The sequence below is a fragment of the Rhizobium sp. P38BS-XIX genome, from assembly GCF_012641435.1.
GTDB lineage: Bacteria > Pseudomonadota > Alphaproteobacteria > Rhizobiales > Rhizobiaceae > Rhizobium.
This window is the reverse complement of the sequence record NZ_JABAIJ010000001.1, coordinates 758,415-782,995: the sequence shown is the minus strand read 5'-3', so window position 1 is coordinate 782,995 and position 24,581 is coordinate 758,415. Positions and strand designations below refer to the sequence as shown.

The following is a 24,581-nucleotide window of genomic DNA, read 5'->3' as shown; positions in this document are numbered from 1 at the left end:
TAGCGTCCAAGAGTTTGATGACAGACGAATTATCCATTCGAGTCGAACGATCTTTCAAAAACATCGCCCCGGAAAGCTGGTCAAAGCTTGCCGGAGCGTCCAAGGCAAGCCAGGTGCTGCCCTATAACCCGTTTGTCTCCCACGCCTTCCTATCCTCGCTGGAGGAATCCGGCTCTGCGACCGACAAGACGGGCTGGCTCGGCAATCATCTGCTTCTCGAGACCGGCGGCGGCGATTTGATCGGCGCGGTTGTCGGCTATCTGAAAAACCACAGCCAGGGAGAATATGTGTTCGACCACGGCTGGGCGGATGCCTTCGAACGGGCCGGCGGTCAGTATTATCCGAAACTGCAATGCTCCATTCCCTTTACGCCGGCCACAGGACCGCGCCTGCTCGTCGCCGATGGCCAGGATCGTGAAGCGATCCAGCCGGCACTCGCCGAAAGCCTGAAGGAAGTCAGCCGGCAGATGGGGGTCTCCTCGGCGCATATCACCTTCCTGCCGGAAGAAGAGGCCTCCGTCTTCGAAACGGATGGTTACCTCCATCGTACCGATCAGCAGTTTCACTTCATCAACGAAGGCTATGCCAATCACGACGCCTTCCTCGATACGCTCGCATCGCGCAAGCGCAAGGCTCTCAAAAAAGAGCGGCGCGCAGCCGTCGAGCACGGCATCACCATAGATTGGCTGACCGGCAGCGATCTCACCGAAAACATCTGGGATCAGTTCTTTGCCTTCTACATGGATACCGGCAGCCGCAAATGGGGCCGCCCTTACCTGACGCGCAAATTCTATTCGTTGATCGGGGAGCGCATGCCCGACGATATCCTGCTCGTCATGGCAAAGCGCGAAGGCCGTTATATTGCCGGCGCGATCAACTTCATTGGCGGCGAAACCTTGTATGGCCGGCATTGGGGCTGCGTCGAGGACCATCCTTTCCTGCATTTCGAGGTCTGCTACCATCAAGCAATCGATTTTGCTTTGAGCAAGGGCCTCAAGCGGGTTGAAGCGGGAGCACAGGGCGAACACAAGCTGGCACGTGGCTATCTCCCGGTCATTACCCATTCCGCGCATTACATCGGCCATCACGGCCTGCGACGCGCGGTTGCCGACTATCTGAAACACGAGCGGGAGCAGGTGGAGGAGATGAGCGAAATCCTCACCGAGCACAGCCCCTTCCGCAAGGGCGAACGGCAGGATATCTGAAGCCTTCCCGCTTTTCTTCGAATAGCAAAAAGGCTCTATCTTTTTGTTTCTACGCAATTCCAGACGAAAAACCGCTATACGGTTTTCGGGGAGAATTGCCCTAACCGTTTGATGCAACCATAACCGCAAGACGAGGAGACCCTGGATGACCAGCCCCGCCTATGACGACAACAATATCTTCGCGAAGATCCTGAAGGGCGATATTCCCTCCTACCGCGTCTACGAGGATGAGCACACGGTCGCCTTCATGGATGTGATGCCGCAGTCGCCGGGCCATACGCTCGTCGTGCCGAAATCAGCGTCGCGCAACATTCTCGATGCCGATCCGGCCGCCCTGCAGCAGGCCATTACAGTCGTGCAGAAAGTGGCCGTTGCCGTTCAGGAAGCTTTCGATGCCGATGGTGTCTATATCGCCCAGTTTAACGAACCGTCAGCCGGCCAAACCGTGTTTCACCTTCATTTCCATGTCATTCCGCGTCATGAAGGCGCGGCCTTGAAGCCGCATTCCGGCAAGATGGAAGATGGTGCGGTATTGGCCGAAAACGCCAAGAAAATTATCGAAGCTCTGGCTTAACTTGGAGGCGGCCATGATCCGCCATACCGTCGCCTTTCGCCTGAAACATCCGGCCGGCTCGGCTGAGGAAGTCAGCTTTCTCGCAGATGCTCTTGTTCTCAAGGAGATACCGAGCGTCCGGAACTTCGAGCAGCTCCGGCAGACCAGCCCGAAGAACGATTTTACGTTCGGCTTCTCGATGGAGTTCGACGACCAAGCCGGCTACGACGCCTACAACATCCATCCGGATCACGTTGCTTTCGTCAGGGATCGCTGGGTGCCTGATGTCGAATCCTTCCTGGAGATCGACTATACGAAGCTCTAGTCCCTCATTTGAAAATTAGAATAAGCATATAAAAAGGCTGCATTGTTTCCAATGCAGCCTTTTGGTTTTCTCAAGTCACCAGTCGGCGATTACTTGCGCGGAACCTTCGGCACCGTGCCGCCCTTACGCGGCGACTTGCCTTCGGATCCATCGCTGTCACCGGTCGGTGAGGCCTTGGCCGAACGACGGGCATCCGCAGCCGCGCCGGCTTTGCCTACACGGCTTCTGGCCTTGACGGTGGTATCGCCGTCATCATGGTCGACATCACCAGAGGCATCGCCGACCTCGGCTTCCGGCTTCGGCCGGATGGGAGCGGTATCGGCGATCGCTTCAAGCACGATGCCGGTCGTGCCGTCTTCCTTCTTACCGACCGTGACATTGACCACGCCGCCCTTCTTCAGCTTGCCGAAGAGGATTTCGTTGGCCAGCGGCTTCTTGATGTTTTCCTGAATGACGCGCGCCAGCGGACGGGCGCCCATCTTGTCGTCGTAGCCCTTTTCGGACAGCCAGGCGATCGCATCCTCGTGCAGATCGAAGGTCACGTTCCGTTCGGAAAGCTGAGCCTCAAGCTGCATGATGAACTTCTGCACGACCTTGTGGATAACGACATTCGGCAGCGGTGCAAACGGAATGGTCGCATCCAGACGATTGCGGAATTCCGGGGTGAACAGGCGGTTGAGAGCCTCTTCATCCTCACCTGTGCGCTTGGACGAGCCGAAGCCGATAGCGGCCTTGGCCATTTCCGAAGCGCCTGCATTCGTCGTCATGATCAGAATGACGTTGCGGAAGTCGATCTTCTTGCCATTGTGATCGGTCAGCGAGCCATGGTCCATGACCTGCAGCAGGATATTGAAGATATCCGGATGCGCCTTCTCGATTTCGTCGAGCAGAACCACGCTATGCGGATGCTGGTCGACGCCATCGGTCAACAGGCCGCCCTGGTCGAAGCCGACATAGCCGGGAGGTGCACCGAGCAGACGGGAAACCGTATGACGCTCCATGTACTCCGACATGTCGAAGCGCAGCAGTTCGACGCCGAGCGACGAAGCAAGCTGCTTTGCCACTTCGGTCTTGCCGACGCCGGTGGGGCCGGAGAAGACATAGCAACCGATCGGCTTGTTCGGTTCGCGCAGGCCGGCGCGTGCCAGCTTGATCGAGGTCGAAAGAGCTTCGATCGCAGTATCCTGACCGTAAACGACAGAACGCAGCTCCTGCTCGAGGTTGGCGAGAACCATCTCGTCATCCTTCGATACCGTCTTCGGCGGAATACGAGCCATCGTGGCGATCGTCACTTCGATCTCACGCTCGGTGATCAGCTTGCGGCGCTTCGACGGCGGCAGCAGCATCTGTGCCGCACCGGTTTCGTCGATGACGTCGATTGCCTTATCCGGCAGCTTGCGGTCGGAGATATAGCGGGCCGAGAGCTCGACAGCCGACTTGATGGCGTCGTTCGAGTAGCGCAGGTGGTGATACTCTTCGAAATAGGGCTTCAGGCCCTTCATGATTTCGATAGCATCTTCAATGCTCGGCTCGTTGACGTCGATCTTCTGGAAGCGGCGGACGAGTGCCCGATCCTTTTCGAAGAACTGGCGATATTCCTTGTAGGTCGTCGAACCGATGCAACGGATCGCGCCCGAGGAAAGTGCCGGCTTCAGCAGGTTGGATGCGTCCATCGCGCCGCCGGAGGTGGCGCCCGCACCGATGACGGTGTGGATTTCGTCGATGAACAGCACAGCGCCCGGATACTCTTCGAGCTCCTTGACGACCTGCTTCAGGCGTTCTTCGAAATCGCCGCGATAACGGGTGCCGGCAAGCAGCGTGCCCATATCGAGCGAAAAGATCGTGGCGTCAGCCAGAGCTTCCGGAACCTTGCCTTCGACAATTCGCTTGGCAAGACCTTCGGCAATCGCCGTCTTGCCGACGCCGGGATCACCGACATACAGCGGATTGTTCTTCGAGCGGCGGCAAAGCACCTGGATGGTCCGGTTGACCTCCGAGTGACGGCCGATCAACGGATCGATCTTGCCGTTCTTGGCCTTCTCGTTCAGGTTCACGCAATAGGCCTTCAGCGCATCCTGCTGCTTCTTGCCGTTGCCATCCTCCTGCTCGCCGCGGGAGGTCGGCTTGCTTTCGGATTCGCTTTCCTCAGCACCGCGCGGCGTGCGGGTCTGGGTCGAGCCCGGACGCTTGCCGATGCCATGGGAGATGTAGTTGACCGCGTCATAGCGGGTCATTTCCTGCTCTTGCAGGAAGAATGCGGCATGGCTTTCCCGTTCCGCGAAAATCGCGACGAGAACGTTGGCGCCCGTCACTTCTTCGCGACCGGACGACTGCACATGGATCACGGCACGCTGGATGACGCGCTGGAAGCCGGAGGTCGGCTTGGAGTCCTCGTCATAGCCCGTAATCAGGTTTGAAAGTTCATTGTCGACGTATTCAGTCAGAGTCTTACGGAGCGCGTCGAGATCAACATTGCACGCGCCCATGACAGCTGCGGCGTCGGCGTCGTCTACCAGCGCCAAAAGCAGATGTTCCAGCGTGGCATATTCGTGATGCCGCTCGTTCGCGTAGGTCAGTGCCTGATGCAGCGCCTTCTCAAGACTAGGCGAAAATGTTGGCACGTTCAGATCCTCACTTCTTTTCCATAACACATTGCAGCGGATGCTGGTGCTGCCGGGCAAAATCCATCACCTGGCTCACCTTCGTTTCGGCTACTTCATATGTATATATCCCGCACTCGCCCACGCCGTGGTTGTGGACATGAAGCATGATACGGGTGGCACCTTCTAGATCCTTTTGGAAGAAACGCTCCAGGATGTGGATCACGAAGTCCATGGGCGTATAGTCGTCATTCAGAAGCAGCACGCGATACAGGTTCGGTTTTTTGGTTTTGGGCTTGGTCCGTGTGATGACCGAGGTCCCACGGTTTCCGTTTTCCCCGTTCCTTTCGCCATTGTTTTGCATCCGGATCGGCTCAGCGATCATTTCATTCATTCCTCAAATCATCCGGCAGAAGCTATCGCATTCCGACTTGGCACTGGGGTTGGTTACTTCACTCGGTCGGGCCGGATATCCGAACCTCTAACTTAGTTCATATTGGCGTGATTTTAAGCCCCTTGCCCGACACTGCAATCACAATTCGCTGACAAAGCGAGTTACGGCCAAAAAAGTCGCGGGTTATTGTCGCAACCTGGCGTCGATGGCCAGGCACGTGAAAACGCAAAAGACCGGCCACGTGCTTCGCGGCCGGTCTTTCGGAAATTTTTGCTTAAATCGAGTGCTTAAGCTGCAGTCGCCGTGGCGGCAGCCTTGCTAGCAGCCTTTGTCGCAGCAGCGACCGGCGCTTCATAAGGCTTGTAGGCCGTCTTGGCGAGATCGGCATACATTTCGCCGAGCTTCGTAGCTTCGGCAACGAAGTTTTCGTAGGAAGACTTCACGAAGCTGGTCTGGAGTTCGAAAGCAGCTTCGAAGCTCTTTACGCCGGCGAGCGTTTCGAAATGCGTGACACCATCCTGGAACGACTTCTTGGAGTATTCGGCAGCTTCGGCGGCAATCGCCTGGAAACCCTTGTTGACATCGGAATAGCTCTTCAGCGCCGTGTCCATGGCTTCCTTGCCTTTTTTATTGGCTTCATCGAAATTGAACATGCGTCTCCGTCCCTTTTGTTGGCCGGCCGTCGGCCGGTTTACGGGGACAAAACTTAAATGCGATGCACAATTAGTCAAGTAGTCTTGTGCATTGCAATATACCCCCTGGTTGCAACCCTGGTGACAAGTCGATGTCACGAGCGCTTATTGCGCCGCATCATTCTGTTTTTCCTAATATATATCATTGCGCCTGCAACCACAGGCTTTGCGATAAATATTGCCAGTCCCTGGTAAAATCAGGAGCAGCAAGCAGCTTCATTCGCCAAAATCATTGTGAATAAAGCCGGCCGCCGCCAAAGATTGATCAAATAAAAGAGCCGCACTCCGATTGGAGTGCGGCTCTGAAATTCGATCGCGATACAGGATCGCTAACGCGAATTAGAGATCGACGTCGAGGATAGCCATCGAAAAATTATAGGAACGGTCGCCGTCTTCGTCATCGATATAGACGACGCCCAGGAATTCTTCGTCAAGATAAACTTCCGCCGAATCGTTCTTACGCGGGCGCGCCTTCACCACCATCTGCGGGTTGAACGTGCGCTTGAAATAGGCGTCGAGTTTCTTGATTTCTTCAGGCTTCACAATGCATCTCCGTGAGGATCTCTGGTGGGGCCGCTTCTTGCATAGGAAAAGCGGCAGTGTAAAGACCGGAACAACGCCATACACCTTCGTCGATGCCACGCAATCCCGTTAATGAGACCGGAGCCTTCCTATATCCCGGCCCCCATGATCTGGTCCACGACCAGCTGTTCGGCAAGTAGTTGATCCATCGAGCGGGATGGCTCGGAACAGCCGGCTTCGCCGACAACCTTGGCTGGAACGCCGGCAACCGTCGTCTTCGGCGGTACTTCCTTGAGCACCACTGAACCCGCGGCGATGCGCGAGCAATGACCGATCTGGATATTGCCGAGGATCTTGGCCCCCGCCCCGATCAGCACGCCGTGGGCAATCTTCGGATGACGATCGCTGCCTTCCTTGCCGGTGCCGCCAAGCGTGACCCCATGCAGGATCGACACGTTGTCACCGATGACAGCCGTCTCGCCGACCACGAGACCGGTCGCATGATCGAGGAAAATGCCCTTGCCGATGCGTGCCGCCGGATTGATATCTGTTTGGAAGACGCTGGACGAGCGGCTCTGCAGATAAAGCGCAAAATCGCGACGACCGCGATTGTAAAGCCAGTGCGCAAGGCGATGGGTCTGCAGGGCGTGAAAGCCCTTGAAATAGAGAACCGCCTCGACAAACCGCAGACAGGCGGGATCGCGGTCGTAGACGGCCTGGATGTCGACCCTGAGGATCGATCCCCACTCCGGCCAGTCGCCCAACATTTCCTCGAAAGTCTGCCGCAGAAGGATGGCCTGCATATCGGGATGATCGAGGCGCTCGCAGATGCGATAGATGACGCATTCTTCCAGCGAGCGATGGTTGATGATGGTCGAATAGAGAAATGCCGCCAGAAGCGGATCGCGCTCGGCAGCCGCGCGAGCTTCTTCGCGCATACTGTCCCAGATAGGATCCACGACCTTAACCGCGCCTAGGCCCTCCAAAGGGCGAATATCCGTAACTGCGACCATTGGCGGTCTCCCGATTTGCTGCCTAGAATGCATTATATAGAATAAAAGCCTCACAACACAAATGGATCGAGCGCCTATGAGTTTCGAGCGTGATTTTGCCGGCGGTCTCCTTCATGCCGGTAGCAGCGATGCCATCGGCACGATCACAATCAACAATCCGGATCGAAAAAATGCCGTGACCGCGGCGATGTGGCGCGCAATCCCGCAGGCCGTGCGCGTTTTGACCGACGAGGCACATGCGCACGTCATCATTCTGCGCGGCACCGGTGCGGATTTTTCGGCCGGCGCCGATATCCGCGAGTTCGACCACGTGCGCAAGGATGCCGAAACTGCCGTTGCCTATGAAGCGCTGAACAGCCATGCCTTTACGGCGATACGTCATTGCCGTGTACCGACGATCGCCGCCATTCGCGGCATCTGCTACGGCGGCGGCTTCGGGCTTGCCGCCGCATGCGACCTGCGGATCGCGGAACAGGGCGCGCGTTTTTCCATTCCCGCAGCCCGCCTGGGGATCGCCTACCCCGCGGATGCCGTCCAGGATATCGTCAACGCATTGGGCTCGCAAATGGCAAAGGTTGCGCTGTTTACCGGCGCGCCAATGTCGAGCGAGAAGATGGCCGCGGCCGGATTCCTGCTGGAGGAGATCGAAGCCGACTCCTTTGATGCGGAAGTCTCCGCCCTCGCCCATGCGATTGCCGCCAACGCACCGATAGCGCTGCATGCGTCGAAACTGGCGCTTCGTGCCGTCATCGAAAAGGATGGCGATCTGCTGCGCGAGGCGGAGGTCATCGGTGCCGAAACCTTCGATAGCGAGGATTACGCCGAGGGACGCGCCGCCTTCGCTGCGCGGCGCAAACCACATTTCACCGGCAAGTGACCTGCAGCGACAGGACCGGCTTAGCGGTTTTCAAACCGCTTGTAGAAATCCAAGACGGCTGTCTTGAAAACCTTGTCGCCGACAGCCAGCATGTGATCGCGGTTGGGGATATCCACCACCTCAGCGTTCGGCATCAGGGCAGCGAGTTCCTGCGCCGAGCCCGCAATGTCGTCCTTGGTGCCGACGGCCACCAGTGTCGGTGCCTCGATTTTCGATACGTCTTCCTTGGTTGCGAGATCGCGTGAGCCCTGGATGCAGGCGGCAAGCGCCTGCCGATCGCTCTTCGTCTGCTCCGCGAAAGCACGGAACATGCGTCCACGTTGGTGCGTGACATCGTCCAGCGACGGCGCGACCAGAGCGTCAGCTATGGGATCCCAATCACCCACGCCTTTGACCATGCCGATGCCGAGCCCGCCAAGCACCAGCGAGCGAACGCGGTCCGGGTGGGCGATCGCGACGAAAGTCGAAATCCGCGCACCCATTGAATAGCCCATGAAATGGGCTTGCGAGATACCGAGATGATCGAGAAGCGCGACGGCATCGTCAGCCATGATCCATGGATGATAGACCTCGGCATCATAAAGCTTATCGCTTGCGCCGTGACCGCGATTATCGATGGCGATTACCCGGTAACCCGCCTCGCCCAGAACCTTCAGCCAACCCGGGTTGACCCAGTTGGCGACGGCGCTCGAGGCAAAACCGTGAATCAGCAGGATCGGTTCACCACTCGGGTTGCCCTCATCGAAATAGGCGAGCTTGACGCCGTCTCTGACAAAATGGGAAAAAGAAGGAGCATTCAGATTCATAGCTATGTCTTTGCAAAGGGGACGTCCTGGTGGCGGACCATATTTTATCGCCGATATCAGGTGAACCCCGCATCCATGAAAATCTCTGCGCCGAGCCGGACTTTCTCACTACACAATCGATCAGAAGGATTATAAAGAGGGGCGACCAAGTCTGGCAAAACATTCATGCCGCTCAAGGCAAGACGCATTTGGAGAACATCATGGCCGGCCACAACATTCCCCATTTCCAGAACGACGGCGGACACCGCGTTATCGAGATCGGCGTGAAGGAATTCATGTGCACCGGCGCCTCGGTTCCCTACGATCATCCGCATATCTTCATCGATATGGGTGACGAGAACGAGAAGGTCTGTTCCTATTGCTCGACGCTTTATCGCTACAATCCATCCCTCAAGGCCGACCAGACCAACCCGGCCGGCTGCGTCTTCAATTTCAAGGCGGCCTGAGCCTCTCGTTTGCGATCGGACATAGCTGAATGCCGGTCAAAACAGCTGCAATCATCGGCGCCGGAATAGCCGGGCTGACGGCAGCGCTTTCGCTTGCAAGACACGGCATTCGCTCCGAGATTTTCGAACAGGCCGAAGCGCTGACGGAAGTTGGCGCCGGCCTGCAGATTTCGCCGAATGCCTCCCGCATCCTCGATACGCTTGGCGTGCTCGATCGACTTCGGCCTGTATGGCTGGAGCCTGAAGAGGTTCGCCTCGTGTCCGGCTCGTCGCTCAAGCCGGTCGCGTCCGTTCCCTGCGGAAGCTTCGCCAAAGCAAGATGGGATGCACCCTATGGCGCTGCGCATCGGGCGACATTGCAAAAGGTGCTTCTCGATGCCGTCAGCGGCCAGGCGCTTTGCACGCTGCGCCTTGGCCAGCACATCGATATAACAAGCAAGAAAGCGCTGGAAGAAATCGCCGCGCAGGAGTTCGATCTTGTCATCGGCGCTGACGGTGTGTGGTCGAAAGCAAGGGCGATGGTGCCTGATGCGCCCTCGCCTCTATTTTCCGGCAACATCGCCTGGCGCTTTTCCATCGACGAAGCCGCAGCTCCGGCCATCCTCGACAAGGCGAATGTCACGGCGTTTCTCGGATCGTCGAGCCATCTCGTCTGCTATCCCATTCGTGAAAACAAAACATTCAATATTGTCGCCATCGTCTCCGGCAGTAGCGCGAGCCGCGACTGGGACGCTACGGGCAACAAGGCGCAACGCGACCAGATGCTGCGCGGCTTTGCCGGCTGGAACAGCGATATTCTGCGCATGCTGGAGAGCCAGGAGCAGGCAAGCTTCTGGCCTCTTTATGAGATGAAGGCCGGTCGATGGCATAATGGCAGTGACGCCGTCCTGATCGGGGATGCCGCGCATGCGATGATGCCGTTTGCAGCGCAGGGCGCAGCCATGGCGATCGAGGACGCGTTCGAGCTTGCCGGCATGCTTGCAACACGCTCGCCCGCTGAAACCTTCGAGCTTTTCGAGAAACGTAGGGCGCCCCGGATTGCGCGTTTGAAGCAGCGGGCCGCCTTCAATCAGTTTGCCTATCACGCCCGTGGCCCGATCCGTCTGGCGCGTGATCTCGTTCTTTCGCTTCGTCCGCCGCAAAGCCTCGCGGCGGATATGGACTGGATCTACGGCTATCGCGCCATCGGCTGATCAAGCCGCTTTTGCTGCCGCAAGGCCCTTTTCGATATCGGCCTTCAGGTCAGCGACGTCTTCGAGGCCGATCTGCAGCCGCAGAACCGGGCCTTCGGTCGGAGCCTTGGCCACACGCCGGTCATTGAGATTGACCTGAAGCGCCAGGCTTTCAAAGCCGCCCCAGGAGTAACCGAGGCCAAAAATCCGTAACGCATCGAGGAAGGCATGCGCCTTCACCTTGAACTTCTGGGGATCATCGACGGCGAGGACGAAGGAGAAGATGCCGCTTGCCCCCTTGAAGTCGCGCTTCCAGATTTCGTGGCCCGGGAAGCTCGGCAAAGCCGGATGCAGTACGCGCGCAACCTCTTCTCGACCCTCGAGCCACTCGGCAATGGCAAGCGCACTTTCCTGATGGCGCTCGAGCCGAACACCCATGGTGCGCAAACCGCGCAGCACCTGATAGGCATCATCGGGCGCGCCGCAGATGCCGAGCTGACCATGCGCATCCAGCAATTGCTTCCAATGCTTCTCATTGGCCGAAACGGTGCCCATGAGAATATCGGAATGGCCGGCCGGATATTTGGTGACGGCATGAATCGAGATATCGACACCGTGATCGAGCGGCTTGAAATAGAGCGGCGTCGCCCAGGTATTGTCCATCGTCACGACGCAGCCATGGCGATGGGCGGCAGCCGTTATCGCGGGAATATCCTGCATTTCGAAGGTATTGGAACCGGGAGCTTCCGTATGCACCAGTTTGGTGTTCGGCCGGATGAGCTGCTCGATGCCAGCGCCGATCAGTGGGTCGTAATATTCGATCTCGACGCCCAGACGCTTCAACATGGTGTCGCAGAAGTGGCGAGACGGACCATAGATCGAATCGACCATAAGCGCATGATCCCCGGCAGAGAGAAACGCCAGAAACGGTATGGTGACTGCGGCAAGACCGGACGGCACGATGACCGTTCCAGCCGACCCTTCGAGCGCGTCGATTGCCTCGCAAAGCGCGTCGGTCGTGGGCGTGCCGCGCGTGCCGTAGGTATATTTCTGGTCGTGGGTCTCCATCGTCCGGGCGTTTGGAAACAATACCGTAGATGCACGCACGACGGGAGGATTGACGAATCCATGGAAGTCGAGCGGCGAATTGCCGACGTGAGATAGCCGCGTGTTGATGCCGGCGTTCTGCAGGATTGGGTCTTTATCTTTCATGTCAGGATATGCCTTTGGGCTGTAGGAAGCTGGATTTGTGGCGACCAAGTCCATTCGGGTCAACCCCGATCCTGTCACCGTGTCATATTACTCGAAGGCTAAAATAACAAAAATGGCTTGATAAACCTCATTTTCGTGCAGTTTTTTGGCAAATCAGCGCTCATTTTGACGCCAAATGCCCAATATTTGGCGCTGTCCGGCGAAAATGCCGAATAATCCCGCAATAATTGGGGCGATCTCTTGACCGTTACACCATTTACGACTGTGATAGCGCCAATCGCACCGGGAAAGGGAAGGAAAGTGGTTCTCCAGGAACCTGCTTCGGACCGCGATGCAGTTTAACTATAAAACAAATAGACAAAGGTAGGGAAAATGAAAAAGTTTGCTCTCTCCGTATTCCTCGGAGCCGCAGCATTGGCTTACACCGCGTCTGGCGCTTCCGCATCGACGCTGAGCGACGTCAAGGCAAAGGGCTTCGTTCAGTGCGGCGTGAACACGGGCCTTCTCGGCTTTGCGCAGCCGGACGCCTCCGGCAACTGGGCCGGTTTCGACATTGATTTCTGCAAAGCTGTTGCTTCGGCCGTCTTCGGCGACGCGACAAAGGTGAAGTACACGCCGCTCAGCGCCAAGGATCGCTTCACCGCGCTTCAGTCCGGCGAAATCGACGTGCTTTCCCGCAACACGACCTGGACCATCAACCGCGACACCGCGCTCGGCCTCAAGTTCCGTCCCGTCACCTATTATGACGGTCAGGGCTTCATGGTTCGCAAGGAACTCAACGTGAAGTCGGCGCTCGAGCTGTCCGGTGCAGCCATCTGCGTCCAGTCCGGCACGACGACCGAGCTCAACCTTGCCGACTACTTCAAGACCAACAACCTGCAGTACAATCCGGTTGTTTTCGACAAGCTCGAAGAAGTCAACACGGCCTATGATTCCGGCCGTTGCGACGTGTACACGACGGACCAGTCCGGCCTCTACGCACTGCGCCTGACGCTGAAGAACCCGGACGACAACGTCGTTCTTCCTGAAATCATCTCCAAGGAGCCGCTCGGCCCGGCCGTTCGCCAGGGCGACGACCAGTGGTTCAACATTGTCAGCTGGACGGCCTATGCGCTCGTGAACGCCGAAGAATTCGGCATCACGCAGAAGAATGTAGACGAGATGAAGGGTTCGGCTAACCCGGACATCAAGCGCTTCCTCGGCGCAGAACAGGGCGGCACGATCGGTACGGACCTCGGTCTGACCAACGACTGGGCCTACAACATCATCAAGGGTGTCGGTAACTACGGCGAAGTCTTCGACCGAAACATCGGCGCAGGCAGCCCGCTGAAGATCGCTCGCGGCCTCAATGCCCTGTGGAACAAGGGTGGCATCCAGTACGCCCCGCCGGTGCGCTAAGTCGTAAAACCGGCTAATTTAAAGAGAGAGGCGGCTTCGCCTCTCTCCCCTCAAGAAAACAAGCCTGAAACAGGCACATTGGGGAAAACACATATATGGCAATTACTGTAAACTCGCCTGAAAGCGAGCGCTCAGCCTTATCGGCGGCGTTATACGACCCCAAAGTTCGGGGCGCCTTCTATCAGGCGCTGACGATCATCATTCTTGTGGCCGTCGCCGTGTTCGTAATCCACAATACGGCCCGCAATCTGAGCGAATTGAACCGCTCATTCGGCTTTGGTTTTCTCGAAGGACGCGCCGGCTTCAACCTGGGGCAAGCGCTGATCCCCTACTCCAGCGATTCGACCAACGCCATGGCGCTCGTTGTAGGGGTGCTGAACACACTTTTGATTTCGGCGGTGGGCATCGTTGCAGCAACGATCGTCGGCTTCGTCATCGGCATCGGCAGACTTTCGCACAATTGGCTGATCGCGAAGCTCTCCCAAGCCTATGTCGAAATCTTCCGTAATATCCCGCCGCTGCTCGTCATCTTCTTCTGGTACAGCGGCGTACTGGTGTTGCTGCCGCAGGCACGCGATGCCGTTCATCTGCCATTTTCCAGCTATCTCAGCAATCGCGGCCTCGCATTCCCTAGCCCGATCTTCGGTGCAGGCATGTGGGCAGTCGGCACTGCTCTTCTGGTCGCCATAGTCGCCGTATTTTTTGTGGCGCGCTGGGCGCACAAGCGCCAGGCGGCAACCGGGCAGCAATTTCATACAATCTGGGTGTCGATCGCGATATTGATCGGCCTGCCCTTGCTGGTTTTCCTGCTGACCGGCATGCCGCTCTCGTTCGATTATCCCGTCGCCGGTAAATTCAACCTGACAGGCGGCACGGTCATAGGACCGGAGTTCCTTGCGCTTCTGCTCGCGCTTTCCCTCTACACCGCATCCTATATTGCCGAGATCGTACGCGCCGGCATCCGTGGAGTGCCGAAGGGACAATCGGAAGCGGCAGGCGCGCTTGGTCTGCGGGCATCGGCCATCAACCGGCTGATCGTCTTGCCACAGGCAATGCGCATCATCATTCCGCCGCTGACGAGCCAATATCTCAATCTCATCAAGAACTCGTCCCTCGCCATCGCCATCGGCTATGCCGATCTCGTCGCCGTGGGCGGCGTTATCCTCAATCAGTCCGGCCGAGCCGTCGAAGTCGTCATCATCTGGATGGTCATCTATCTCGCCCTGAGCATCGTAACCTCGCTGTTCATGAACTGGTTCAACGCCAAGATGGCCCTGGTGGAGAGATAGGATGTCGAGCGTAGATCAACACTTCGTAAGCAAGACGCTGCTTGTGGCGCAGCCTGCACCCGCCAGCGAAAGAGGCGTTTGGCATTGGTTGAAGAAGAACCTGTTTGCCACCCCGAAGGACATCGTCCTGACCTTGCTTGCGGTCACCTTCCTCGTCTGGGCAATCCCGCACCTGGTCAACTGGCTGTTCATAGATGCGGTCTGGAGCGGAACAGACCGCACGTTCTGTGCGACCAAGGTTCAGGGCGGAACGCAGCCGGATGGCTGGAACGCCGCTTGCTGGGCCTTCGTTCGCGCAAAATTCGTGGTCTTCATGTTCGGCCTCTATACGCCGGACGAGCGCTGGCGGCCGATACTCGTCTATATCCTGATGATCGCCAGCTTCGTTCCGATGCTGATACCATCGGTTCCCAGGAAGGGATTGAACGCAATCCTGGCATTCTTCGTGCTGCCCGTCGTTTCATTCTTCCTGCTCTACGGCGGCTTCGGCCTTGAAAGGGTGGAAACGGAGAGGTGGGGCGGCCTGCTCGTAACGCTGGTAATTGCGTTCGTGGCGATCGCGGTCTCCTTCCCCTTAGGCATCCTGCTCGCGCTCGGCCGCCGCTCCAGGATGCCCGTCGTCCGCATGCTGTGCGTGTCGTTTATCGAAATCATCCGCGGCGTTCCGCTGATCACGGTGCTGTTCATGGCCAGCTACATGCTGCCGCTGTTCATGCCGCAGGGCTGGACTGTCGATAAGCTGCTGCGCGCCGTCGTAGGTGTTGCGATCTTCACCTCGGCCTATATGGCCGAAGTCATTCGCGGCGGTCTGCAGGCGATACCCAAAGGCCAGTTTGAAGGCGCCGACTCGCTCGGCCTCGGCTATTGGCAAAAGATGCGACTGATCATTCTGCCGCAGGCGATCAAGCTCGTCATTCCCGGCATCGTCAATACCTATATCGGCATGTTTAAGGACACGTCGCTGGTTGCGATCATCGGCATGTTCGATCTGCTCGGCATCGTCCGCCAGAACTTCGCGGATGCCACCTGGGCAAGTGCGGTGACCCCGGTAACGGGTCTTGTTTTCGCCGGCTTCGTTTTTTGGCTGTTCTGCTTTGGCATGTCGCGCTATTCAGGCTTCATGGAACGCCATCTCGATACCGGCTATAAGCGATAAAACTGAGGGAATAAAAAAATGGCTGATGCCCAACCGAAAAAACTGACCATTTCCGAGACTGAGGTCGCGGTGGAAATGACCAATATGAACAAGTGGTACGGCGACTTCCACGTACTGCGCGATATCAACCTCAAGGTCATGCGTGGCGAGCGCATCGTCATTGCCGGCCCTTCCGGCTCGGGCAAGTCGACGATGATCCGCTGCATCAACCGGCTGGAAGAGCACCAGAAGGGCAGCATCGTCGTCGATGGCGTCGAGCTGACCAACGATCTGAAGAAGATCGACGAAGTGCGGCGCGAAGTCGGCATGGTGTTCCAGCACTTCAACCTGTTCCCGCACCTGACCATTCTGGAAAACTGCACGCTGGCGCCGATCTGGGTGCGCAAGATGCCGAAGAAGCAGGCGGAAGAGATCGCGATGCACTTCCTCAAGCGCGTCAAGATCCCCGAGCAAGCCAAGAAATACCCCGGCCAACTCTCCGGTGGTCAGCAGCAGCGCGTGGCGATCGCCCGCTCGCTCTGCATGAACCCGAAGATCATGCTGTTCGACGAGCCGACCTCGGCGCTCGACCCGGAAATGATCAAGGAAGTGCTCGACACCATGGTCGGCCTTGCCGAAGAAGGCATGACGATGCTGTGCGTGACCCACGAAATGGGCTTTGCCCGCCAGGTCGCCAACCGCGTCATCTTCATGGACCAGGGCCAGATCGTCGAACAGAATTCGCCGAAGGAATTCTTCGACAATCCGCAGCACGAGCGCACCAAGCTCTTCCTAAGCCAGATCCTGCACTAGTCTGGCCGTAAGCAAATGAAAGAGACCCGCCGCTGCGTCGCATGCGGCGGGTTTTTCTTGCGCGCCGTTTAGAAGGTGGATTACCGCAAGGGCAAGGCATAGGTCTGCTTGACGATCTCGCTCGGCACGTCTGTCTTGACGTTCTGGATGCCGTTGACCTTGGTCAAATGCGTCGATTGGAACTGCCGGTAATCGTCGAGGTCGGCAACGGACACACGCAGCAAAGCATCGCTCTCGCCCAACATGATGTAGCATTCCATCACTTGCGGCAGTTTTTTCATGGCGGCAATGAAGCGGTCGATCGTCTCTGCATCCTGCGCCGTCAGCCAGACACGCGCAAACATCGACAGTGGCAGCCCTGCCTTGACGGGATTCACCACAGCCACATAGCGGTCTATGATGCCGGCATCTTCAAGGAGTTTGACGCGCCGCAGGCAAGGCGATGGCGAAAGTCCCACCTCCTTTGCAAGCTCGACATTCTGCATGCGTCCGCCGCGCTGCAGCGCGCGCAGGATACGCTTATCGATCTCATCCAGCCGCATTGGCATCGCCTACCAATCATTTTCGAATATTGAGTTCTGATGCCAATAATCTCTCATAAATTGGCATCTTCGCAAGCCGATTGCGTGGATGAGCAGCTAGGCTGCCAATCATGGAACACACCAATCTCCTTCTCTTCGCAGCCACCGTGCTGCCGCTGATCTGCACGCCGGGGCCGGATATGTTGTTCGTCGCATCACAAGCGATGTCCGGCGGCCTTGCCCCAGGGCTGCGCTCCACCGCGGGCATCTGCGCAGGTTATGTCGTCCATTCGACGTTGGCGGCTCTCGGCATGGCCGCCGTCATTGCCGCCTCGCCCCTATTGTTTGCGGCGCTGCGATGGCTGGGCATCGCCTATCTGAGTTATCTCGCCTTCAGGCTCCTCGCATCCTCTATGCGGGCGGATGGCAAAAGGCCGGTTTCATCGAATGTCAGCGCCGGCCAATTCCGTCGCGGTTTTCTGACTGCGGTCCTCAACCCAAAAGGGATGATGATCTATTTCGCCCTCCTGCCGCAATTCATGAGACATGACGGCAGCATCGCGTTGCAGGCCTCCCTGCTGTCAGCCGTCTTCATCGGCCTGTGCGCAATCGTTTATGCGCTGCTCTGCCTCTTCATCGCAAAGGTCGGCTCGCGCAACGAATTCAACGATCGCCGGCGACGATGGATCGAAGCCATTGCCGGCTGTCTCTTGCTTGTGGCAGCCGGGCGACTGGCAACGTGAACAAGCCATATGGCGCTTCGCGCAGAACGCGATATAGTACGCCAAACCGCTGATATTGCGGGGTTCACGAGACGTCGAGGGGAACGGGGCCGTGAAGACAAGCGACAGGATCATTGGCGGGATTGCGCTCTTGAGCGTGGCAATCATCGTCATCAAGCTGGCCGGATCAATGTTCGGCTACGACCTCATTCAGATGGCCGTCGACGCGACCAGACCACCAGCGCCGGCAGGCTGGCCTAATGTCGTTGCAAACTAAGCATGGAGCGGACGCAAGCAAACCGAGAGCACAACAATGAGTGCCGATAGCGTAGAAACGCGCGCAAAGCTCAACGAGGAATTCCGGCCACAATATCTGGCATATCTTGCGGGCATCGACGGCAATATGCATGACATGCTTGTCGACCCGGCAAACCGGACGATGAGGGCTGTACGCGACTCTTCAGAAAAAGCGCGCTACGCTTATAAAAGGGTGTTCGACCCCTTTGAAACGCTTGCTTTTCCCTTAACCTTCTTCTTCCGCGGCAACCCGGTTTGGGCATGGCGATTGCGGGATATCACGGAATATCCGGAAGGAACGCGCATTTCCCTCACCGGCATTCGCCTTGACGTGATCGCCGCCGGTATCTTTATCATCGGCTGGTTTTGGATATTGGCGCAAATTTTTCAGCGAAAATGGTAGCTGATCATATCACCTGGCTGATGTGCCGGTCTTTCGAATGCTGACGGCTTGGGGTGCAGCGTGTGCGGCTATGAAGCTTGAAAGATAGCTGGCGACTCCTACAGGATTCGAACCTGTGACCACATGCTTAGAAGGCAAGTGCTCTATCCAGCTGAGCTAAGGAGCCGTGGGGCCTGCCGCAACTATGTGCAGGCGGGCAACTCATGCCTGAAACCGCCGCCAAACTCAATGGGTAGCGGCTTCAAAAGCGCCTGCCTCAATGAGTCCAGGGCTGAATACGGCTAAAGCGGAAGTTGTCGGTGTAGGAAACCACTTGGCGGTTTGCGTCCTTGGGAGCGATAACGCGATATTCGATACCGTTCCGCTGAGCGTAGGCCTCGGCCAGCTCCTGCGAATCGAATGTCAGCTTGAGCTGCTGGCGCGTATCGCCCGAAGAGGTATAGCCCATGATCGGATCGATCTTGCGGGGAGATTCCTGATCGAATTCCAGAACCCAAAGATGAGTCTTGGCCTTGCCGGACTGCATGGCTGTCTTGGCGGGACGATAAATCTTGGCAGGCATCGCTGCAGCGCCTCCGAATGAAGCGGGAGCGACCCGCCTTTGTGCTTCACATATATTGGCTCGGCCATCCAAGCCAAGCACATCGTGACTTTTGCTTAGCCGCGAATCCCTTTGTTTTCAAGCAAAAAGCAGAGGAGAGACGCAGTCCGGAATCCGCCGTCAAAAGGTCTCCCCCGAGCCGGCTTCGCGTGTCGCGCGCCATTTCGCATTTGCCTAAGTATTCAATCGAAATTGCTATTTTTACGCGCATCGACCCATGTCACGCAGCTGTCACGCGACATCGTTGCGTCGCTCATGTAATCACCGCTGCGAGCGTTGGGGATATGAGGCAAAATCCTTGGGAGCGATATTATGTCGACTTCGTTTTTAATTGCTTTGACGGTGTCGTCCGCCCTGACGACCATCGGCCTTATGGCGTTGCAATTTTTGCATTGATGGATCAGTCGCTGCCGCAGCGATCCCTCACATCCATCATGCCGTCTGCCTGACACTTTGATGATATCGATCATTGCGTCATGCGAATCTCATTTGGACTGGACCCGTGGCGCCGACCGTCCCTAACATGGGACATAGAGGCTTTCCCGCCGTGAGCCGGCTGGAGAAATCTTGGTTCAGCCCCGGAGCCGTTCATGACTGATGTGTTGCCTGTCTGCCTATCCCTTGCCGAAGCTCTGCATGACGATCCGTTCTACCGGGCCGTAACAATCGAATCGGAAGAGGACGAAGAGCATAGAAAGGCTGTTCTTGCGGATTATTTCGCTCTGGCGATGACAGAAGCTTTGGGAATCGGCGAAGTGCAATACGCTCGCGATGATGGCGCCGCCATCTGGCACACCAACGAAGCCGCTGAGGAGGCCAAGAGCTTTATCTTGGCCCGCAAACATGGGCTTGCAAAGCTGCTGGGTGATTCCGGCTTCGGAAATTACACGCGGATATCGCAATCCATGTCACAGCATATTCCGCTGCACCTGTCCGATGCGTGGTATCTCTCTATCCTCGGCGTGCGTCCTGCGGCTCGCGGACAAGGATTGGCACAGCGCCTGATCGAAAGAACTTTGAGCCGAGCCGATCGCGAAGGCGCAGTGTGTTTCCTGGAGACATTCAATCCCCTCAGCCTGCCCTTCTATCGGCGTCTTGGCTTCAAAGACGCCATTGCCTGCTTTGAAAAGGTGACGGAGCGAGACTATTGGATCCTCACGCGACAGCCGATCTCATCTGATTGAGATAGCGGTCCAAGCGGTTTGTTGCGTGACCACGCGCCAAACTGCACACGATTGGAAGGTTCCCGGGGCAGACGCCTTGCTAAAACAATATATGGGATTGTTGCGATTGCTTGAAATGGTCGGAGTGGAGAGATTCGAACTCCCGACCCTCTGGTCCCAAACCAGATGCGCTACCAGACTGCGCTACACTCCGTACCGTATCAGCATGATCGCCTGGGCGATTGGATGCTGATTGCGTGCCGCGGGACATATCCCTGCGGAACGAGTGGGGAGATACACGGTTCACCTGCTCGCTGCAACAGGTAAAATCGCGCCTCGCCTATCTTCCCCTGGGAAAATCTATTTGCCGAGCTTTGCGGATATGGTGGCGCTCGCCACCTTGTCGCCCACCGACAGGCCCAGCTTCTTCACGATGCCGCCATTTAGCTCGATGACGTAAGCGACCGAGCCGTTGGAGCTGATGATCGCCTCGGAATAGGGCACGGCATTTTCCTGGATGTGCGTGACGACGCCGCTCTTGTCCAGAAACAGCATGTCGAGCGACAGCTTGGTGTTCTTCATCCACATCATCACCGGTCGCGAAGTGCCGAAATCAAACAGCATGCCGTGGTCGGCCGGCATCTTGTCGCGATACATCAGGCCGTATTCGAGCTGCGGCGGCGTCAGCGCCAGCTCTACGGTAAATTTATGCGTCTGCCCCTTGGGCGATGCGATCGAAAGTGATTCCGAATCGAAAGCCATCGATTGCTGGCTCGTCGTTTGCGCGGCGAAAGGAGAGGAGGCTGTGGCTCCAACGAGAAAAAGCGCCATTACGGCGCTTTTTATAACAACGAGAAACGATTCTCTTTTCATATTAATGAGGCCGTGTTGCCGGGCTTGGTGCATCCGGATGGATTTCCGCCGCCATCAGGCCTTTTTCGCCGGGTCCGAAGCGGACGAGAACAACCTGGCCGGGTCGAAGCTCCGCCAGACCGAAGCGGCGCAACGTTTCCATGTGTACGAAAATGTCCTCGGTGCCCTCGCCCCGCGTCAGGAAGCCAAAGCCCTTGGTGCGGTTGAACCACTTGACCAGGGCGCGCTCCAGACCGCTTGTCGCCGTTACCTGCACATGCGTGCGAACAGGCGGCATCTGCGAGGGATGAACGGCCGTCGACTGATCCATGGAGAGGATCTTGAAGGCCTGATAACCACGCTCCCTGCGCTGGATCAGCGCGACGATGCGGGTTCCCTCGAGAATTGTCTGATAGCCATCCCGGCGCAGGCAGGTCACGTGCAGCAGCACATCCTGCATGCCGTTGTCAGGCACGATAAAACCGAACCCCTTGGCAACATCGAACCACTTGACGACGCCGGAGATTTCGATGAGCTCGACGGCATCGCCGGACATCTCCTCGAAGTCGTCAACTCCCTTCGATGAAATTCTGTCACCCATCCTAGCCAGCCCTCGATTACGCGTCACACTGTTACGGTTAACTGATTCCCTGATATCAAGATTAACATCTTGGTAACGGAAAAGCGCAAGTCCTAGTTTTCGTTTATTCCCACCCTAAGATTATTCCTTCAAGACTTGCGCGAAGCTGGCGTCACGATCCAAGATCGGACCAGCTCAACATTAAGAGAGGAAATAGAATGCGTTATCTCCATACGATGGTTCGCGTCACCGATCTCGACGCCTCGCTGCACTTTTATAGCACCCTATTCGGACTGACAGAAACCCGTCGCTACGAAAACGAGAAGGGTCGCTATACACTCGTATTCCTTGCAGCGGCCGAAGACGCCGAATCATCCGGCAGCAACGGCGCACCCAGCCTTGAGCTGACCTATAACTGGGATCCGGAAGAATATACCGGCGGACGCAACTTCGGCCACCTCGCCTACGAGGTCGACGATATCTATGAGACCTGCCAGAAGCTCATGGACAACGGCGTGATCATCAACCGGCCACCCCGTGACGGCCACATGGCATTCGTGCGTTCGCCGGATGGCATTTCCATCGAAATCCTGCAGAAGGGCGACAACCTTCCTTCGGCAGAGCCTTGGGCCTCGATGCCGAACACTGGCGCCTGGTAAGGCGCAAGCTTTCGCGAGGCTTACGGCATGCGCGGAACCAAGCGTTTCGCGCTTGCCGCTGATGGCCATCCTCCGGCATGCTTGGACGACTCGAAGCATCATGCATCGGATATCGCGCCCTCATCATTATCAATCAGAGCGCGCGATATCGCCGTCCCTCGCAAGAGGCCGTTCCGATGCAAACCTTTTTTTTGCGGGGAACGTCCTTTGCGCGATACACGGATTTTATACAGCGGGAAGAAGCTCGCAAGCACTATTGCGGTGGTCGCCTCATTTGTGATGATCGCCGGTTGTGCGACCACGGGGTCGAAGCCGAGCGAGACGGCGGAAGCCGCGCCTGCGGCGCAGCCGACCGCAGCCGAACAGTTGGCAGCCGACATGAACAGCAAAGCTGACGCCCGGCGACAGAAGGCCGATGGCGGCTATCGCGACCCGATGGTCCATAGCGTCAACGGCACGCGCCAGCAGATCGTTGCACAGCAGAATCAGGCGCTCTATCCCGGCCCCGCAACGGCAGCGCCGCCGGAAGGACAAACCGGCATTGCCGGCCTTGTCACGCAGCCCACAGCCGTCAATGCCAACAGGAGCAGCATTTTTGCTGCTCCGGCGCCGATTGCAGTCAACCCGGATGGAACTCTGGCCAGCAGCCAGCCAGGCGCAACGGCGCAGGGAATCACGCCGATGATGCGCAGCGTCTATAGCGCATCGCCGACAGCGATGCAGACCGACCCGACGCAATCGGCGCCGGCCGCGGCCCCCAATGGGCTGACCTCCGCAGATGTGCTTCCGGTGCCGGTCATCCGCAATGCAGCCACTCCGGCAGCGTCACCGCAGACAGCAGCCCAGACCGCTCCGGCAGCCGCCGCGAACACGGCAAACCCGAATGTCCGTGTGCTGAACAGCAAGCAAGCAGCGATCCTGGCACAATTCGTGGCATCGAAGAACCAGCCTCAGAACGGGAAGCTCTTGGTGCAGCCGGTGCAGGGCGCTGCCGGCCAGTAAATCGCCCGGGTTTCCAGGGTTTTATAGATAGTGTCGGCAAGGCTCTGTTATGGCTCAGCTATTCGCAACCGGCATAGGCTTCACGCATCTGTCATTTTTTCCACAAAAAAGCAAAATTGCCGCTTGCAGGAATGAAATCACCCCGCTATAAGCGCGCCACACAACAGCTGCACGCGCCCTTCGTCTATCGGTTAGGACGACAGATTTTCATTCTGTAAAGAGGGGTTCGACTCCCCTAGGGCGTGCCACTGTTGTGTTTATCCTCTCCCTCATCGAATTCATCAGCCGCGCTTGCGAACACTCTAGATCGTTCCTATCTAGGTCACGCATCCTGCGCCCTTCGTCTATCGGTTAGGACGACAGATTCTCATTCTGTAAAGAGGGGTTCGACTCCCCTAGGGCGTACCAGCTTACGGCATCGAGACGTTTTCCACAGGCGTCGAAAAACAAGCTGTTAGTGGTCAAATTTTCTGAGATTTTTCGCGATTTTCCGCTTGCGGGAATGAAAGGTGCTGACTATAAGGGCGCCACAGCACGCGCCCTTCGTCTATCGGTTAGGACGACAGATTTTCATTCTGTAAAGAGGGGTTCGACTCCCCTAGGGCGTGCCACCGTTTTTCCTTTTAAATATTTGATTTGGTGTCGTTATTTTCGTTCGACACTTAGCACCATGGGCATCGCCCAGGTGGCGCTTGATAGCGGCCATCTTAAAAGCCTGACCTCGCCGCCATGAACCTGCGCCTCCCAGCGAGCGTAAAACTTTCTCTCATATCCTTGTAACCGGACGCCATTCGTAGCCAGTCATGTCGTATCGATGCATGCTGACATTGAATCGCACTTCGGGACGATATGGAGTCCTGATACGTATATGAAATAGAGGCGCTTGAGGAGGTATCGATGTCGTTGTTTGAGGAAAACGCGGCGATCTTGCAGAAAATGGCATCCGACGGGAAGGACCTTACCTCGCCTCGATCCGTTGATTTCTGCCATGTTTTTCCAGACAAAATGTCGGCTGACTCCTTCGCTCAAGCAGCAAATGCCGAGGGCTTTTCCGTAGTGGTAGACGAGATCGAGCGCGAAACAAACCCATGGGACGTTACGGCTTCGAAGAGAATGACACCGAGCTGCAAGGTCATAACCGACATTGAAGAAAGTCTGGACAGATTGGCGCAGTCACACAAAGGCCGGGCAGATGGCTGGGGCTTTTTCGACGCATAACCAAATCGTTTTATGAGTTTACGACCTAATTCTGAAAGACATTGATACTATCCAAAGTCACCAGCAGCGGTGCTTTACAACGTGGATCAATATCTCCTGAGAAGTGGCGAG

28 protein-coding genes and 5 tRNA genes are annotated in these 24,581 nt (G+C 57.1%); 20 read left to right on the top strand and 13 right to left on the bottom strand.

Annotation, left to right across the window (positions count from 1 at the left end):
* Positions 1-17 precede the first annotated feature (17 nt).
* The 3 genes from HGP17_RS03850 to HGP17_RS03840 all read left to right on the top strand — a co-directional run bounded on the left by HGP17_RS03850 (position 18) and on the right by HGP17_RS03840 (position 2,083).
* Complete coding sequence (locus tag HGP17_RS03850) at positions 18-1,205, top strand: GNAT family N-acetyltransferase (protein WP_168806080.1); 1,188 nt, start codon at positions 18-20, stop codon at positions 1,203-1,205.
* Between the two features lie 145 nt (positions 1,206-1,350).
* Complete coding sequence (locus tag HGP17_RS03845) at positions 1,351-1,779, top strand: HIT family protein (protein WP_168806078.1); 429 nt, start codon at positions 1,351-1,353, stop codon at positions 1,777-1,779.
* Between the two features lie 13 nt (positions 1,780-1,792).
* Entirely contained in the window at positions 1,793-2,083 is a 291-nt protein-coding gene (locus tag HGP17_RS03840) for a Dabb family protein (RefSeq protein ID WP_168806076.1), read from the top strand.
* Positions 2,084-2,172: 89 nt separating this feature from the next.
* Here the strand turns inward: HGP17_RS03840 and clpA are convergent, their stop codons facing one another.
* From clpA to cysE, 5 genes are all read right to left on the bottom strand, one after another.
* Positions 2,173-4,704 (bottom strand): ATP-dependent Clp protease ATP-binding subunit ClpA, encoded by a 2,532-nt coding sequence (clpA, locus tag HGP17_RS03835; protein ID WP_168806074.1) that lies wholly within the window; start codon positions 4,702-4,704, stop codon positions 2,173-2,175.
* Positions 4,705-4,714: 10 nt separating this feature from the next.
* Positions 4,715-5,068, bottom strand: coding sequence for an ATP-dependent Clp protease adapter ClpS (gene clpS, locus HGP17_RS03830; RefSeq protein ID WP_168808076.1), 354 nt, complete (start codon positions 5,066-5,068; stop codon positions 4,715-4,717).
* A gap of 296 nt (positions 5,069-5,364) precedes the next feature.
* Complete coding sequence (locus HGP17_RS03825; RefSeq protein WP_168806072.1) at positions 5,365-5,730, bottom strand: phasin family protein; 366 nt, start codon at positions 5,728-5,730, stop codon at positions 5,365-5,367.
* A 378-nt stretch (positions 5,731-6,108) separates the two neighbouring features.
* Entirely contained in the window at positions 6,109-6,312 is a 204-nt protein-coding gene (locus tag HGP17_RS03820; RefSeq protein WP_168806070.1) for a DUF3126 family protein, read from the bottom strand.
* Positions 6,313-6,440: 128 nt separating this feature from the next.
* The gene (gene cysE / locus HGP17_RS03815) at positions 6,441-7,304 is read right to left on the bottom strand and encodes a serine O-acetyltransferase (RefSeq protein WP_168806068.1); all 864 of its coding nucleotides are present in this window, start codon (positions 7,302-7,304) and stop codon (positions 6,441-6,443) included.
* A 76-nt stretch (positions 7,305-7,380) separates the two neighbouring features.
* Between cysE and HGP17_RS03810 the strand changes: the two genes are divergently transcribed.
* Positions 7,381-8,181, top strand: a complete 801-nt coding sequence (locus HGP17_RS03810) for an enoyl-CoA hydratase-related protein (RefSeq protein ID WP_168806066.1) — start codon at positions 7,381-7,383, stop codon at positions 8,179-8,181.
* 20 nt (positions 8,182-8,201) lie between these two features.
* Here the strand turns inward: HGP17_RS03810 and HGP17_RS03805 are convergent, their stop codons facing one another.
* The gene (locus HGP17_RS03805; RefSeq protein WP_168806064.1) at positions 8,202-8,987 is read right to left on the bottom strand and encodes an alpha/beta hydrolase; all 786 of its coding nucleotides are present in this window, start codon (positions 8,985-8,987) and stop codon (positions 8,202-8,204) included.
* Between the two features lie 200 nt (positions 8,988-9,187).
* On the opposite strand from HGP17_RS03805, the gene HGP17_RS03800 reads away from it, so the two are divergent.
* The gene (locus tag HGP17_RS03800) at positions 9,188-9,433 is read left to right on the top strand and encodes a zinc-finger domain-containing protein (protein WP_168806062.1); all 246 of its coding nucleotides are present in this window, start codon (positions 9,188-9,190) and stop codon (positions 9,431-9,433) included.
* A 29-nt stretch (positions 9,434-9,462) separates the two neighbouring features.
* On the top strand, positions 9,463-10,626 hold the full coding sequence (locus HGP17_RS03795; RefSeq protein WP_168806060.1) for an FAD-dependent monooxygenase: 1,164 nt from the start codon (positions 9,463-9,465) through the stop codon (positions 10,624-10,626).
* On the opposite strand, the gene HGP17_RS03790 is transcribed toward HGP17_RS03795, so the two are convergent.
* Positions 10,627-11,817 carry a cystathionine beta-lyase gene (locus HGP17_RS03790; RefSeq protein ID WP_168806058.1) on the bottom strand — a complete coding sequence of 397 codons (1,191 nt, stop codon included), beginning with the start codon at positions 11,815-11,817 and terminating at the stop codon, positions 10,627-10,629.
* Between the two features lie 372 nt (positions 11,818-12,189).
* On the opposite strand from HGP17_RS03790, the gene HGP17_RS03785 reads away from it, so the two are divergent.
* The 4 genes from HGP17_RS03785 to HGP17_RS03770 all read left to right on the top strand — a co-directional run bounded on the left by HGP17_RS03785 (position 12,190) and on the right by HGP17_RS03770 (position 16,452).
* Complete coding sequence (locus tag HGP17_RS03785) at positions 12,190-13,215, top strand: amino acid ABC transporter substrate-binding protein (protein WP_168806057.1); 1,026 nt, start codon at positions 12,190-12,192, stop codon at positions 13,213-13,215.
* Between the two features lie 95 nt (positions 13,216-13,310).
* Positions 13,311-14,504, top strand: a complete 1,194-nt coding sequence (locus HGP17_RS03780; protein ID WP_168806055.1) for an amino acid ABC transporter permease — start codon at positions 13,311-13,313, stop codon at positions 14,502-14,504.
* Position 14,505: 1 nt separating this feature from the next.
* Positions 14,506-15,660 carry an amino acid ABC transporter permease gene (locus HGP17_RS03775; RefSeq protein ID WP_168806053.1) on the top strand — a complete coding sequence of 385 codons (1,155 nt, stop codon included), beginning with the start codon at positions 14,506-14,508 and terminating at the stop codon, positions 15,658-15,660.
* 18 nt (positions 15,661-15,678) lie between these two features.
* The gene (locus tag HGP17_RS03770; RefSeq protein WP_168806051.1) at positions 15,679-16,452 is read left to right on the top strand and encodes an amino acid ABC transporter ATP-binding protein; all 774 of its coding nucleotides are present in this window, start codon (positions 15,679-15,681) and stop codon (positions 16,450-16,452) included.
* Between the two features lie 80 nt (positions 16,453-16,532).
* Here HGP17_RS03770 and HGP17_RS03765 read toward each other — a convergent pair whose 3' ends face one another.
* Positions 16,533-17,000, bottom strand: coding sequence for an Lrp/AsnC family transcriptional regulator (locus tag HGP17_RS03765; RefSeq protein ID WP_205925785.1), 468 nt, complete (start codon positions 16,998-17,000; stop codon positions 16,533-16,535).
* A 104-nt stretch (positions 17,001-17,104) separates the two neighbouring features.
* Between HGP17_RS03765 and HGP17_RS03760 the strand changes: the two genes are divergently transcribed.
* The 3 genes from HGP17_RS03760 (at position 17,105) to HGP17_RS03750 (ending at position 18,395) form a co-directional block, all read left to right on the top strand.
* The gene (locus tag HGP17_RS03760) at positions 17,105-17,716 is read left to right on the top strand and encodes a LysE family translocator (protein ID WP_168806047.1); all 612 of its coding nucleotides are present in this window, start codon (positions 17,105-17,107) and stop codon (positions 17,714-17,716) included.
* Positions 17,717-17,807: 91 nt separating this feature from the next.
* Positions 17,808-17,972 carry a hypothetical protein gene (locus HGP17_RS03755; RefSeq protein WP_168806045.1) on the top strand — a complete coding sequence of 55 codons (165 nt, stop codon included), beginning with the start codon at positions 17,808-17,810 and terminating at the stop codon, positions 17,970-17,972.
* A gap of 36 nt (positions 17,973-18,008) precedes the next feature.
* Positions 18,009-18,395 (top strand): hypothetical protein, encoded by a 387-nt coding sequence (locus tag HGP17_RS03750; RefSeq protein ID WP_168806043.1) that lies wholly within the window; start codon positions 18,009-18,011, stop codon positions 18,393-18,395.
* Between the two features lie 89 nt (positions 18,396-18,484).
* Here the strand turns inward: HGP17_RS03750 and HGP17_RS03745 are convergent.
* Together HGP17_RS03745 and HGP17_RS03740 are read right to left on the bottom strand one after the other, a co-directional pair.
* Positions 18,485-18,561: transfer RNA gene (locus HGP17_RS03745), tRNA-Arg, on the bottom strand.
* A 90-nt stretch (positions 18,562-18,651) separates the two neighbouring features.
* Complete coding sequence (locus HGP17_RS03740; RefSeq protein ID WP_168806041.1) at positions 18,652-18,957, bottom strand: ETC complex I subunit; 306 nt, start codon at positions 18,955-18,957, stop codon at positions 18,652-18,654.
* A gap of 629 nt (positions 18,958-19,586) precedes the next feature.
* On the opposite strand from HGP17_RS03740, the gene HGP17_RS03735 reads away from it, so the two are divergent.
* On the top strand, positions 19,587-20,180 hold the full coding sequence (locus tag HGP17_RS03735) for a GNAT family N-acetyltransferase (RefSeq protein ID WP_168806039.1): 594 nt from the start codon (positions 19,587-19,589) through the stop codon (positions 20,178-20,180).
* Between the two features lie 116 nt (positions 20,181-20,296).
* Here HGP17_RS03735 and HGP17_RS03730 read toward each other — a convergent pair.
* The 3 genes from HGP17_RS03730 to HGP17_RS03720 all read right to left on the bottom strand — a co-directional run bounded on the left by HGP17_RS03730 (position 20,297) and on the right by HGP17_RS03720 (position 21,612).
* A tRNA-Pro gene (locus HGP17_RS03730) sits at positions 20,297-20,373 on the bottom strand.
* 146 nt (positions 20,374-20,519) lie between these two features.
* Positions 20,520-20,921 carry a DUF192 domain-containing protein gene (locus tag HGP17_RS03725; protein ID WP_246703950.1) on the bottom strand — a complete coding sequence of 134 codons (402 nt, stop codon included), beginning with the start codon at positions 20,919-20,921 and terminating at the stop codon, positions 20,520-20,522.
* A 112-nt stretch (positions 20,922-21,033) separates the two neighbouring features.
* Positions 21,034-21,612 carry a cold-shock protein gene (locus HGP17_RS03720; RefSeq protein WP_037201851.1) on the bottom strand — a complete coding sequence of 193 codons (579 nt, stop codon included), beginning with the start codon at positions 21,610-21,612 and terminating at the stop codon, positions 21,034-21,036.
* Positions 21,613-21,809: 197 nt separating this feature from the next.
* Here HGP17_RS03720 and HGP17_RS03715 point away from each other — a divergent pair, with 197 nt between their 5' ends.
* The 6 genes from HGP17_RS03715 to HGP17_RS03690 all read left to right on the top strand — a co-directional run bounded on the left by HGP17_RS03715 (position 21,810) and on the right by HGP17_RS03690 (position 24,470).
* On the top strand, positions 21,810-22,250 hold the full coding sequence (locus tag HGP17_RS03715; protein WP_168806035.1) for a VOC family protein: 441 nt from the start codon (positions 21,810-21,812) through the stop codon (positions 22,248-22,250).
* Positions 22,251-22,457: 207 nt separating this feature from the next.
* The gene (locus tag HGP17_RS03710) at positions 22,458-23,252 is read left to right on the top strand and encodes a hypothetical protein (RefSeq protein WP_168806033.1); all 795 of its coding nucleotides are present in this window, start codon (positions 22,458-22,460) and stop codon (positions 23,250-23,252) included.
* A 173-nt stretch (positions 23,253-23,425) separates the two neighbouring features.
* Positions 23,426-23,500, top strand: a tRNA-Glu gene (locus HGP17_RS03705).
* Between the two features lie 85 nt (positions 23,501-23,585).
* A tRNA-Glu gene (locus tag HGP17_RS03700) sits at positions 23,586-23,660 on the top strand.
* Positions 23,661-23,788: 128 nt separating this feature from the next.
* Positions 23,789-23,863, top strand: a tRNA-Glu gene (locus tag HGP17_RS03695).
* 286 nt (positions 23,864-24,149) lie between these two features.
* On the top strand, positions 24,150-24,470 hold the full coding sequence (locus HGP17_RS03690; protein WP_168806031.1) for a ribonuclease E inhibitor RraB: 321 nt from the start codon (positions 24,150-24,152) through the stop codon (positions 24,468-24,470).
* The last annotated feature ends 111 nt before the right edge of the window (positions 24,471-24,581 follow it).